Below are 12,310 nucleotides of genomic sequence, written 5' to 3'. Positions count from 1 at the left end.
GACAGCAACGACGGTACAACGACCGGCCGACACGATGTGGGGAACGGACGGCCGAGGCGGATCAGTGGGTGGAGACCGTCGCGAACGCCGCCCACAACACCGGTGAGTGCTCGATCGTCCGCTCGTCCCGCCAGGCGGCCACCCGCTCGCGTTGCCAGTCGCAGAGCGCGCCGACCGCGTCGGGCAGTTCGTGCGCGGCGTCGATCGAGCAGATGGCGTCCTGCAGCGGACGCGCGTGTGCTGCGGTGCCGGCGATGCGCTGGAACGCGAGGTCCGTGGGCAGGGCCCAGCGGCTGGCCGTGACGAGTTCCGCCCCGCCGGCGATCATCGCGGAGACCAGCCCGAGCGCCTCGCTGAACCGCAGGTCGCCACCGCTCTCGCAGGCGATCAGCGCCACCCTGCTCGGGATCGGCCACAACTCCGCGCCGCGGATCGGCTCGGCCGTGAGCGTGTGCGTGCCCAGCAGGAGGTCCTTCGCGGACAACGGCCGGTGAGCACGGGTCGGCTCCGCGAACCCGACGGAGTCCGCGGCGCAGGCGAGGTGCAGCTCGGCGTGCTCGCTCTGACCGGATTCGGGTGCCGCCGCGGTGACGTGACCGACATACATCAGCCGGCCCGCACCCTCGCGCAACGCTGCGCCGAGCCACTCCCGGTCCACGTCTTCACGGCGGAAGCAGTCCGTCGGTCCGTCCACCTCGGGGAGCAGCCGGCCCTCGCCGGCGTACGTCGCGACCCGCTGCGACAGCGGACTGTCCGCGACCATCCGCCCCAGGACCGAGCCGAGTTCCGAATCCGCACGGAAGCCCGGCACCCGCGGGTCGAGCACCGCGACGACGGGGAGTTGCCGGGTGTGCGTCCACGTTCGAACCGGCCGGCCGGGCGAGTGGACGATGCTGAGCGGAGCCAGCAGGCTGACATCCGCGATGTCGACGAGACGCAGCCCGGCGTCGGGTGCGATCAGTTCCCACGGCACCTGCGCGACGCGGGGCGACGGTTGGAGCCGGAGGTGCGGCCGCACACCGCGGGTGAGCAGCTCGTGCAGTTGCTGCGCAAGGCCGAATGGAAGAAATGTGCGTGAAAGGAGCTGAGCCAGATCATGCTCCGACTCGTAGGCGGAGAAGCCGCCCGCCGTCAGCGCGTGGTGCAGCCCCTGCGGATCGGTGAGGTCGGGCAGAGCCCGGGCCAGCGCGGCGAGGGCTGCATCCACCTGCGCGGCGGGTGCGACGCCGACACCGCCGGGGTGCGAGTCGTGGGTCCACCGCCACGACGTGTACAGATCCCCGGCGTCGGCCATCCGGACGATCGCGGTCGGTGGGTGACACGGGTGAGTCGGCACCGTCCCAGCATCCCCTACCCACCCGGGCGGTGGTGTGCGTACCGGGCACCCGGGTCGATCCGAAAGCCGAAAGCCGTGCCTGCACGGATGCAGGCACGGCTCGTCGACCTCGGCCGAACTACGCGATCGTTGCGGCGGTGGACTCCTCGGCGGGTACACCCGTCCGGATGAGCCGATCGAATGCGCTCAGCGCTGCCGTTGCTCCGGCACCGGCGGCGATCACGATCTGCTTGTACGGCACGGTGGTGCAGTCGCCGGCAGCGAACACGCCGGGCACCGACGTCTGGCCGCGGTCGTCGATCGCGATCTCGCCGCGGTCGGACAACTCGACCGACCCGGCCAGCCACTCGGTGTTGGGCAGGAGGCCGATCTGGACGAAGACACCCTCGATGTCGAGCGTGTGCGAGGTGTCGGTCGTGCGGTCCTGGTAGGTCAGGCCGGTGACCTTGTTGCCGTCCCCGAGGACCTCCGTCGTGAGCGTGCTCAGGAGGATGTCGGCGTTCGGGAGGCTGCGCAGCTTGCGCTGCAGCACCTCGTCGGCGCGGAGCACCGAGTCGAACTCGACGAGCGTGACGTGCTCGACGAGTCCCGCGAGATCGATTGCGGCCTCGACGCCGGAGTTACCGCCACCGATCACGGCGACACGCTTGCCCTTGAACAGCGGTCCGTCGCAGTGCGGGCAGTAGGTCACACCCTTGTTCCGGTACGCGTCCTCGCCGGGCACGTTCATCGAACGCCACCGCGCACCCGTCGACAGGATCACGGTGCGCGCGAGAAGGGAAGCACCGCTTTCCAGTTCGATCTCGACGAGACCGTTCTCGGTGGCGGCAGGGACGAGCTTCGCGGCCCGCTGCGTGTTCATGATGTCGACGCCGTACTGACGGACGTGATTCTCGAGCGCCGACCCGAACTGGGGTCCCTCGGTGTAGGGAACGGAGATGAAGTTCTCGATCGCCATGGTGTCGAGCACCTGACCGCCGAAGCGCTCGGCGGCGATGCCGGTGCGAATTCCCTTGCGCGCGGCGTACACCGCGGCCGCGGCGCCGGACGGGCCGCCTCCGACGACGAGCACGTCGAACGGATCCTTCTGCGCGATCGCGGCGGCGGCGCGGTCGGCGGCACCGACGTCGAGCTTGCCGGCGATTTCCTCCAGGCTCATCCGGCCGGAGCCGAAGAGTTCGCCGTTGAGGAAGACCGTCGGGACCGCCATGATCTGGCGGCCGTCGACCTCGTCCTGGAACAGGGCGCCGTCGATCGCGACGTGGCTGATGCGCGGATTGAGCACGCACATCAGATTCAGGGCCTGCACCACGTCGGGGCAGTTCTGGCAGGACAGCGAGAAGTAGGTCTCGAAGTGGAAGTCGCCGTCGAGGTCACGGACCTGCTCGAGCAGTTCGGGAGCCTCCTTCGACGGGTGGCCGCCGACCTGGAGCAAAGCGAGTGCGAGCGAGGTGAACTCGTGGCCGAGCGGGATGCCCGCGAAGCGGACCTCGATGTCGGTTCCGCTGCGGCGGACCGCGAACGACGGGCGTCGCGTGTCGTCGTCGCGGCGTTCGTAGGTGATCTTCTCCGACATCGCCGCGATCTGGGTGAGCAGTTCGGCGAGTTCGACCGACTTGGGTCCGTCGTCGAGTGAGGACACGAGCTCGATCGGCAGGGTCAGCTTTTCGAGCAGGGACTTCAGTTGGCCGGCAAGCGAGGCTTCGAGCATGAGGATCTACTCCATCGGTCGGGAGGACAAGGGGATCGGAAACCGGAAAATTCTGGTTCAGGTGGTCCGGAAGGTGTTGGTGCGACACCGATTGCCCCCACGGGAGCTGAGCACCGGGAACCGCCCGCACGGGCTCAGGGAACCTGAGCCCGTGCCTGCGGTACGACTGGCTGCGTCAGATCTTGCCGACGAGATCCAGCGACGGGGCGAGGGTCTCTTCGCCCTCTTCCCACTTGGCGGGGCAGACCTCGCCCGGGTGCGACCGGACGTACTGAGCGGCCTTGACCTTGCGAACGAGCTCGGCGGCGTTGCGCCCGATGCCTTCTGCGGTGACCTCGGTGAACTGGATGACTCCGTCGGGGTCGACGAGGAAGGTGCCGCGGTCGGCCAATCCCTCGTTCTCGCGGAGGACCTCGAAGTTCCTGCTGATCTCCTGGGTCGGGTCACCGATCATGGCGTACTTGATCTTGCCGATGGTGTCGGACGATCCGTGCCACGCCTTGTGCGTGAAGTGCGTGTCGGTGGACACCGAGAAGACCTCGACGCCGAGGCGCTGCAGTTCCTCGTGGTGGTCGGCGAGGTCGCCGAGTTCCGTCGGGCAGACGAAGGTGAAGTCGGCCGGGTAGAAGTAGAAGACCGCCCACTTGTCCTTGATGTCGTCCGCGGACACGGTGATGAACGCGCCGTCCTTGAAAGCGTTCGCGGCGAAGGGCTTGATCTGCGTGTTGATCAGGGCCATTGAAACCTCTATTCGGGGAGACGGGGAAGCCGACAGCGACGAGGCTATCCAGCAGATTGGAATAGGTCCAATCTATGAGACCTATTCCATAGATTGGGTGGGGCTATCAATGGTCGCGGAATCGGCAGCGTTGCAGGTCAGTGCCGCACTCGACCCACACCACCCGAGGTGGTCGCCGGACGTGCGGTGTGACGACCATGACACCTGGGGGAGGTCACCATGCAGGCACTACCCGGCTGTCCCGGACCGCGCGTCGGTAGCGTTCCTCGGCGACCGCGATCGAGTTGCCCAGCGCAATTCGCCCATCCGACGTCAGGGCGAGCCGTGGGGGAAGGGGCACCGGCAGACCGGCGCCGGCCGCGACTCCGGCCAGTGCGGCGCCGAGCAGGAACGACCCCTCGGTGTCGGTCGTGCCTGCCGGGGGAAGGTCCGGCAACTGCAGGGAGAGCCGCGCCGGGGTGCGGTGCCCGGCCCGGCCGACGTCCACCGTCGTCCCCGCGCACTGCGCCTCGACGAGATCGGCCACCAGGCGCGCGTCACCCGAGGCGTACGCGAGCCGGAACGCCAATTGCAGCGCCGGATCGGCGATCTCGCGGTTCCACTGCTCGCGCTGACGCCCGTTCGGGAGTGTGTACCGCACGGCGTCGATGGCGATCGCCGCGGGCACCGCGAGCGCGGTGGCTCGTGCCGGCACTGCGCTGTCGGGAGTTTCGGAGGCAGCGAGGGCGGACTCGAGGAGGGCGGCGTGCCAGAAGTCGACCTGCGCGCAGTGCAGCCCGAGCCCCAGCGCGCGGTACGTGTCGAACGCGGCGGCGAGCAGTGTCTCTCCCTCGTCGGGTCGCCCTTCGCCGAAGGCGACGGTGGCGAGGCGGGTCTGAACGTCCGCGGCGTCGAGTACCGCTCCGGAAGTCCGGAAGTAGTCGAGGCTGCGGCGATAGAGCTTCGCCGCGCGTTCGGTGTCGCCCCGACCCTCGGCGAGAAAGGCGAGCACCTTCGATCCGATCCCCGCCCGGTGGCCGATCCCGGCGCGCTCGAAGTACGTCTGGCTCGACAGCACCAGCGGTTCCGCATCGTCGGGCCGCCCCGAGCGGACGTGCATGATGCCCAGGTTCTGCTGCGTTTCGGCGACCGCGTTGACGTCGCCCGCGGTCTCGAACGCCTCGAGCGCCTGCCCGGCGAAGTCGTCGGAGAGGTCGAAGCGCCCGGTCTCGAAATGGATGGCGGCCAGGTTCATGAGCGGGTGGCCCGCCAGCGCGGGGGCGAAACGCACCGCCGCGTCGAGGGACTCGGTGGCGATGTCGGCCGCGTGCGCCCACTGCTGCCGGTGCATCGCGACCGCGGTCAGTGACAGCAGGCACGCGACGCGCAGGTCGCCCTGATCGTCGGCTGCCGCGAGCAGTCCCCGCGCCTGCTCGAGCGCGTCCTGCGCGCCGTCGAGGTCGCCGAGGTGCTGCAAGGCCTGCGACAGGTTGACCAGCGCCGCGGGACGCATCCGGATCGCGTCGGCCGGCATCTCCGCGAGGGCTTCCCGGTAGAGGTCGACGGCCTTCGTGTGATCGCCCAGCTCGTCGGACATGCTGGCCGCGTTGATGATCGCGCTCGTCCGCAGATCGCCGGTGGTCGAGCGGGCGACCCGCTCGAACGTCCGGAGTGCCTCGGCGACGTCTCCGCGGGAGTACGCGGCCGCGCCGGCCGCGAGGAGGTCACGCCCCATCTGTTCTCCCACGTCAGAAGTCCGAATCCGAGACGGCCGCCGCTATCTCGGCGAGCAGGGGCGCATCCGGCCCGTCGTCGGGTGCCGTCTCCGCAGCCCGGCGTAATCGCCGGTGGACCAGGGCCCGAACGCGCTCCCGGGCCTCCGGGCCTCCGTCGTCGGCGTGACCGTTCACGCCGAACCCGGGCAGGTGCACGTCCACGGACACCCCCGATTCCGAGCCCGGTGGTGCGGCCGACTCGCCGGACCACGCATCCCCCGACAGCTGAAGCGCCACGTCAGCGGTGCCCGATGCGGTGCCGATCAGCGCGTGTGGACGCACATGCGCCGGCACGGGTTCGGAAAGGCCCGGTGCCGCAACCACACTCACCCGTACGGTCGTGTTCCCGGCGGCGCGCACCACCTCCCACGACACCGCACGCTCGGACGCGTCGACGAGCCCGGGTGGGTACCGGCGCCAGTCGGATCCGGTGGTACCGCGCGCCAGGACGAGCGTGCTCGGCAGCGTCGCGGCCGCCGCGCCGGCCGCGAGGGCGTAGTCGTCAGCCCGGCCGGGCCGGTCGGCGAGCGCCGGGCCCGTCGGCACGACGGCATCGTCTCCGTCGACGAGTAGATCGCATTCCTCGACGAGGGTGGCGATCTCGCCGTTCAACAGCCCCTCGTCGAGCGGGGGGATGGCGTCGATCGTCGAGGCCGGCCACCACCGCGCCGCCCAGTGCGCGTACGCGAGTCGCCTCGCACCGGCGGCCACCCGCGGTCGCGCCGGCTCGACCGTGACGTCGCGCCCGGAGCCGGCGGCCACGGCGAGCGCGACTTCCTCGCCGAACACGGCCCACACCCAGTTCTGCGCCGACGCGACGTCGTCGAGCACCCCGACCGGGACCGGGTGGTCGGCGAGCACACTCCACGACAGGTGCCCGCCCAGCACTTCCAGCACTGCCACGTCGATGCCTGCGGCGTCGTCCAGGACACTCGGTGCGTCATCGCGGGCGATGACCCATACCCCGTCGGGCGCGCGCTCGATCCGCACCGTGCCGGGAGTCAACTCGCCCTCGATTCGGGAGCGACCGCCGCATCCGTCCGCGAATTTGCACTGAGCGCCTGCTTGACCCGCATGCGGTGGTCGAGGATCACCGATCGCGCCACCCCGTCGAGGAGGTCCCAGAGCTCGTCCGGTTCGTGGACCGAGAACTCGCGCACGTCGCGGCCGTGGAGGCGGACCCACAGGCGACGAAGGTAGGGCCGCCACGGCTCGAGGAGTTCGGCGGCGATGGCCGTCAGCGGATTCGCTTCGGGCAGCGACGCGGCGTCGGCGCTCACCGTGAGGCGGCGTGCCTGCAGGACGTACGCCTCCCGTTGCCAGCGGCCGTTGATCACCCGGACGGCGGTGGTGTCCGTGCCCGCTGGAGAGGGCGCGGTACCGATCGGACTGAGACCGGTCGCCAGCGCGGCGCCCGTCGTCGCCGCAACCCGCAGGGATTCGTCGAGAAGCGCCCAGGGCGAGCAACTTCGGGCGATCTCGGTGGTGACCAGTTCGTGGATCGGTGGCAGCTCCGCACGGTCGGTCGACGCGCGGAGCACCGTGAAGACGCGCTCGTAGACGGACCGGTCGAACGGGAGCCCGAGGGTCGACGTGGACGCCGACGCCCCCAGTCGCGGCGGCACGGGCACGGGATGCGCCGTCAGGCCGAGCCGGTGGGCCGAGACCTCGGTCGTCCAGAGCGCGATGCCGTGGTGGGTCCCCGCGTGCCCGGCGACCAGGCTGTCGAGCGCGTGCCGTCCGTCGTCACCGTCCTGCTCGAGGCGCGCGCCGGGACAGGTGTCGAGGACCGCGTCGATCGCGACGGCGTGGTCGCCGGTGGCCGGGCCCGACAGCGGCCGCCGTCCCCACGCGACGTCGATCAGGGCGTTCAGCTCGCGTGCCCGTTCCGGGTCGGTGACGTGGGCCTTCAACGCCTGAGTGGTGCGGCCTGCGGCGACATCGTGCACGTCGCGCAACGTGTCCTCGGCGACGGATTCGCTCCGGAGCGGGTCGGGGGTGCCCGAACCGGTCGCGAGTTCGAAACAGCGTTGGAAGTACAGGTCCTGGGGATTGCCGTCCGTGATGCGCAGCGCCCGGCGAACCCGTTTGAGCAGCGTGAACCAGGCGGCGGTGGCGCGGAGCACGTCGGCGGAGGCGTGCACCCGGGTGGCGAGCAACTGCGCCCCGTCGGCCGTGACGATCGGACCGGCGCACAGCGGGTTCTGCACCGGGCGGATGACCAGCGGATCGAGGATCAGTTTCACGGTGCGGCTCAGGGGTCCGCCGTCCGGCCCACTGAGCGGTTCGACCCCGTCCAGCTCGCGCCACACCTCGTCGAGGACCATCGCTCGCGGTCGCCGAGCAGCCACTGAGCTCCTCGATGCCTTCCGCATTCGAGCAGGCTACCGCAGGGATGCCCGGTCGACGGGGCGACAAATCTGGGATCGGTAGGGCGCGAGACGTTCCTACCTTTCTCACATCGGCTCCAGTCCGCGAGCCGAAGGAATCGACGACGGGCGCCGAGCGCCCCTCACGAAACGTGAAGGACGGATCATGAACAAGATCGTTCGGACTCAGAAGCGCGTCTACACCACCGGCATCGTGGCAGCGGCCGCTGTCGCCCTGCTCGTCTCGGGCTGCAGCGACACCGGTGACAGCAGCTCCGGCGGCGGAAGCTCCGAACAGTCCCCGGCCGCCGCGAACCCGGCAGGCGCGTCTTCGGCCGCGGTCGACGGAAAGGCACTGGAAGCCGACTTCGACGCCACCTGCGCCAAGCAGGGCGACACCCTCGCGTTGGCGCTGGCAGACACCGCCAATGCGACGTACGGCGACCTGGCGGTCTCCGCGACCATCACCGGCGCGGACACCGTGCAGGCCGTCGGAATCGCGGGCAGCAAGGGCGGGTCGAACGGCCTCCCGTACGCCCTCGGCTTCGGCCAGGGAATGCCCGGCGGCTCCGCGACCGTCGTGAAGGACGGCGACACCTTCACGATCAGCGGCGAAGGCGTCGGCGCGCCCGACATGAGCAACCCGACCGCGCCGAGTTCGTCGAAGTTCGACATCACGTTCGCATGCTCGACCGTCGTGGGCGGCTGAGCCGGCTCACCCGGGACGCGCGCGGAGTCGCGGCAGTCGAGTTCGCGCGCGTCCCACCCGTTCTTCCCCCCAGTTCAGGCACGGAGAGGACTCATCGTGAAGAAGATCGTGCGTACCGCCGCCCTGGTGTTTCTCGTCGGGTCGGTCGGCTACTACCTGTGGTACGGCCTCGGCGATCGGGGACGGTCGAACTACGGAATCGACGCCCTGTCGTGGGTCGGCCCGCAGATGATCTGGCCGATCGTCGCGGTCAGCGTGGTCGTGGTCTGTTTCGCCCTCACCGGCGACAGCGTGCTGGCGGCATTCACCGGGCGCAACAGTGCCGCGTTCCGGCAGGGCGCCGTCGGGATCGGGACGGTGCGGTCGGTGCGCCAGACCGGCATGACGCTGAACGATCAACCGGAAGTCCGGATCGACCTCGGCGTCGAGGGCGCCGACGGCGAGACCTTCGAATCGCACGCCAGGATGATCGTGCCGCTCACCGAGTTGGCTCTTTTCCGCCCGGGTGTCGTTCTCCCCGTCCGATACCTGCCGGGCCGCACCGACAAGGTCGAGATCGACCGCTCGGGCGACACGTCGACGGCGCAGGACGCGTTGAACCGATCCATGATTCGTCAGGGGCTCACCACCCCGGGCAAGCTCGACATCGCGGCTCGCGGCATTCCCGCGCAGGCGGTGGTGCAGTCGCTCAGTGTGCCCGGCGAGATCCGCAACGGGAAGTCGAAGGTCGAACTCGGGCTGGCGGTCACCCGGCCCGACGGCACGACGTTCACCACCCGTGTCGAGAAGTTCCTGCCGCCGCGCAGCGTCGGGCACGTTCAGGTCGGCCGGGTGGTGACGGTCCATTATCTGCCGGGGAACGAGCGGGAGGTCGTCATCGCCCTGCCTGCGAACGTGTGACGACGACGATCAGTCCCGGGGCGGAAGTCCCAGCGACCGGACGAGGAGGAGGAGTTGTTCGCGCAGCGGCCCCACGTCGCCGACGGCGGCGGTGAGGGCCGCATCCTCCTTCTCCAGGGTCAGCAGGCGGCGGTAGATCGCGCGACCCGGCTCGGTGATCGCGACCCGCTTGCGCCGCTCGTCGAGCGGGTCGGTTTCCCGGGTGACGTACCCGGCTCGTTCGAGGCGGTCGATGGTGCGGCTGATGGTCTGGTCCGTCACCCGCGAGGCCTTCGCGATGTCCCGTTGCGAGGCCGGCCGGTCGGCGATCGTGTGCAGGCAGATGAGGCCGGCGTGAGTCATGTTCTGTGACCGGAGGATGTCCTCCCACGAGTGCTCGACCAGCCGCGCAGCCGTGGACAACAGCCGTCCGGTGGGCCACTCGTCCATGCCGTCGCTCGTCATTTCTTCGCCTCCATTTGCAATTTGCTCAGCAGGCTGAACAAAATAGGAACATCGCAATCCGGACATCCGGTCGTCGAACCGTCCAGCATTGGAGAGCACGTGACCACAACTGCCCGCCCACGCCCGGTTCGTCGCCTGCGGTGGATTCTGCCAGCCCTGCTGGTGATCGTCTGGCTCGCTGTCGGCGGTTTCGGTGGTCCGTTCGCCGGCAAACTCTCCTCGGTCCAGCAGAACGACAGCACGTCGTTTCTGCCCGCGTCCGCCGAGGCCACCGAGGTGTCCGCGCTGCAGAAGGACTTCACCGACACGCAGTTCGTGCCCGCGATCGTCGTCGCCGAACGGACTTCGGGGATCACCGCGTCCGACACCGAGTTCCTCGCCCGCACGGCGAACTCCTTCGCCGGTTCGGAGGGATTCGGTGACGAGGTGTCGCCGCCGATCCCGTCTGCCGACGGCCGGGCGCTGCAGATGTTCGTGCCCGTCGACAGCGCCGGCGAGGTCGGCGACAGTGTCACGGAACTCCGGGACGCGCTCGGCGCCGCACCGGACGGTCTCACCGTCCTCGTCACCGGGCCCGCCGGACAGGTAGCGGATCTGTCCGCGGCGTTCGCCGGGATCGACGGACTGCTGCTCCTGGTGGCGGGTGTCGTCGTGATCCTCATCCTCATCGTCGTCTACCGCAGCCCGATCCTCCCGTTCGCGGTGATCACCTCCGCCGTCTTCGCGCTGGGACTGTCGAGTCTCCTCGTGTACCTGCTCGCCGACGCCGGTGTGATCGCGCTGAACGGTCAGAGCCAGGGAATCCTGTTCATCCTGGTATTCGGTGCCGCGACCGACTACGCACTGCTGCTCGTGTCCCGCTACCGCGAGGAACTGCGGATCGAGCAGGACAAGTACCGTGCCGTGCGGACCGCGTGGCGGGCGACGCTCGAACCCGTCGCCGCCTCCGCGGGCACCGTCATCGCCGGCGTGCTCTGCCTGCTGCTGTCCGATCTCAACTCCAACCGCGGACTCGGGCCGGTGGCGGCCATCGGTATCGCGGCGTCCTTCGTCGCGTCCATGACGTACCTCCCCGCGGTGCTCGTGCTCCTCGGCCGGACGGCGTACTGGCCGAGCAGGCCCGCGTTCGACGCGCGGCACGCCGAGAAGGACGAGGCCGCCGACCACAAGTTCTGGGCCGCGCTCGCGGCACGGATCGGTGCGCACCCGCGCCGTTTCTGGGTGGCGTCGAGCCTGGTGCTGGTGCTCTTCGCGCTCCTGATGCCCCAGTTCGAGGCGAGTGGTGTCGCGGAGTCGGAGACGTTCCTGCTCGAAGTCGATTCCGTTGCGGGCCAGCAGATTCTCGGCGATCACTTCGACGCCGGCTCCGGTTCACCGGCGGTGATCATCGCGAACGAGGGCTCCCGCGATGCGGTAGCCGACGCTGCCCGGATCGACGGGGTCGGCGACATCACCGTTCTGTCGACCCCCGGCACGCAGGACCCACTGGTGGTGGACGGCCGGGTGGCGATCGAAGCCACCCTGACCGATCCGGCCGATTCCCTCGCGGCCGAGGACACCATCATCCGCCTGCGTGACGCCGTCCACCCGATCGACGGCGCCGACGCCCTGGTCGGCGGCACCACCGCCACGGACCTCGACACCAAGACCACGTCGACGCGTGACCGCACCCTGATCATCCCCGTCGTGATCCTCGTGGTGTTCGCGATCCTGTGCCTGCTGCTGCGTTCGCTACTCGCGCCGCTGCTACTGATGGGAACGGTCGTCCTGTCCTTCGCTGCGACGCTGGGCATCTCGTCGTTGGTCTTCGAGCACATCTTCGGGTTCCCGGGTGCCGATCCCGTCGTCCCGCTGTTCGCGTTCGTGTTCCTCGTCGCCCTCGGAATCGATTACAACATCTTCCTCATGACCCGGGTCCGGGAAGAGGCCCGGCGCATCGGAACCCGGCGCGGCGCGTTGCGCGGCCTGACCGTCACCGGCGGAGTGATCACGTCGGCGGGAGTGGTTCTGGCGGCGACCTTCTCGGCACTCGCCGTCATCCCGCTGATCTTCCTCGCACAGATCGCCTTCATCGTGGCGTTCGGCGTGCTCCTCGACGCACTCCTCGTGCGGTCACTCCTGGTGCCCGCCCTCACCGTCGACATCGGGCAGAAGATCTGGTGGCCGAGCAAGCTCGCCTCGGCACCGGAGCCCGACGAGAACGTCTCTGCGGAGCCGGAATTGGATTCGAGTCGTACGTGAGCGCGCTCGGCGAATGTCGCAAGCGTGATGCCTGCCTGTTCGCTCATGGTCGCGCAGCCGAGCCTGGCTCGATTAACGGCACAGCGGGACTGCGCGGTACAACTCGA

Annotated in this window: 10 protein-coding genes; 3 read left to right on the top strand and 7 right to left on the bottom strand. The window is 69.5% G+C overall.

The window, feature by feature from the left end:
* Positions 1-61: 61 nt before the first annotated feature.
* From ACLIVD_RS34720 to ACLIVD_RS34695, 6 genes are all read right to left on the bottom strand, one after another.
* Positions 62-1,336, bottom strand: a complete 1,275-nt coding sequence (locus ACLIVD_RS34720; RefSeq protein WP_491931533.1) for a CHAT domain-containing protein — start codon at positions 1,334-1,336, stop codon at positions 62-64.
* A 118-nt stretch (positions 1,337-1,454) separates the two neighbouring features.
* Entirely contained in the window at positions 1,455-3,047 is a 1,593-nt protein-coding gene (gene ahpF / locus ACLIVD_RS34715) for an alkyl hydroperoxide reductase subunit F (RefSeq protein ID WP_491931532.1), read from the bottom strand.
* 175 nt (positions 3,048-3,222) lie between these two features.
* A complete protein-coding gene (ahpC, locus tag ACLIVD_RS34710; protein WP_105420263.1) occupies positions 3,223-3,786 on the bottom strand; it encodes an alkyl hydroperoxide reductase subunit C in 564 nt (187 codons plus the stop codon).
* A gap of 214 nt (positions 3,787-4,000) precedes the next feature.
* Complete coding sequence (locus ACLIVD_RS34705) at positions 4,001-5,500, bottom strand: tetratricopeptide repeat protein (RefSeq protein WP_491931531.1); 1,500 nt, start codon at positions 5,498-5,500, stop codon at positions 4,001-4,003.
* A 13-nt stretch (positions 5,501-5,513) separates the two neighbouring features.
* A complete protein-coding gene (locus ACLIVD_RS34700; protein ID WP_317569435.1) occupies positions 5,514-6,545 on the bottom strand; it encodes a hypothetical protein in 1,032 nt (343 codons plus the stop codon).
* A complete protein-coding gene (locus ACLIVD_RS34695; RefSeq protein ID WP_491932958.1) occupies positions 6,542-7,867 on the bottom strand; it encodes a hypothetical protein in 1,326 nt (441 codons plus the stop codon). The genes ACLIVD_RS34700 and ACLIVD_RS34695 overlap by 4 nt, the downstream gene beginning before the upstream one ends.
* A 208-nt stretch (positions 7,868-8,075) precedes the next feature.
* Here ACLIVD_RS34695 and ACLIVD_RS34690 point away from each other — a divergent pair, with 208 nt between their 5' ends.
* A complete protein-coding gene (locus tag ACLIVD_RS34690) occupies positions 8,076-8,618 on the top strand; it encodes a lipoprotein LpqH (protein ID WP_491931530.1) in 543 nt (180 codons plus the stop codon).
* Positions 8,619-8,714: 96 nt separating this feature from the next.
* Positions 8,715-9,518 (top strand): hypothetical protein, encoded by an 804-nt coding sequence (locus ACLIVD_RS34685; protein ID WP_491931528.1) that lies wholly within the window; start codon positions 8,715-8,717, stop codon positions 9,516-9,518.
* Between the two features lie 9 nt (positions 9,519-9,527).
* On the opposite strand, the gene ACLIVD_RS34680 is transcribed toward ACLIVD_RS34685, so the two are convergent.
* Positions 9,528-9,962, bottom strand: coding sequence for a MarR family winged helix-turn-helix transcriptional regulator (locus ACLIVD_RS34680; RefSeq protein WP_283351095.1), 435 nt, complete (start codon positions 9,960-9,962; stop codon positions 9,528-9,530).
* A gap of 99 nt (positions 9,963-10,061) precedes the next feature.
* Here ACLIVD_RS34680 and ACLIVD_RS34675 point away from each other — a divergent pair, with 99 nt between their 5' ends.
* Positions 10,062-12,203, top strand: a complete 2,142-nt coding sequence (locus tag ACLIVD_RS34675) for an MMPL family transporter (protein WP_491931527.1) — start codon at positions 10,062-10,064, stop codon at positions 12,201-12,203.
* Positions 12,204-12,310 lie beyond the last annotated feature (107 nt).

The organism is Rhodococcus sp. G6(2025) (genome assembly GCF_058628105.1).
Note: the sequence above shows the minus strand (reverse complement) of the source record. Positions and strands in the feature narration are given on the sequence as shown.

Bases quoted from the DNA above. Each gene is read 5' to 3' on its own strand.
- ACLIVD_RS34690 (WP_491931530.1), top strand. From the start codon at position 8,076: ATGAACAAGATCGTTCGGACTCAGAAGCGCGTCTACACCACCGGCATC.
- ahpF (WP_491931532.1), bottom strand. From the start codon at position 3,047: ATGCTCGAAGCCTCGCTTGCCGGCCAACTGAAGTCCCTGCTCGAAAAG.
- ACLIVD_RS34680 (WP_283351095.1), bottom strand. From the start codon at position 9,962: ATGACGAGCGACGGCATGGACGAGTGGCCCACCGGACGGCTGTTGTCC.
- ahpC (WP_105420263.1), bottom strand. From the start codon at position 3,786: ATGGCCCTGATCAACACGCAGATCAAGCCCTTCGCCGCGAACGCTTTC.
- ACLIVD_RS34695 (WP_491932958.1), bottom strand. From the start codon at position 7,867: ATGGTCCTCGACGAGGTGTGGCGCGAGCTGGACGGGGTCGAACCGCTC.
- ACLIVD_RS34705 (WP_491931531.1), bottom strand. From the start codon at position 5,500: ATGGGGCGTGACCTCCTCGCGGCCGGCGCGGCCGCGTACTCCCGCGGA.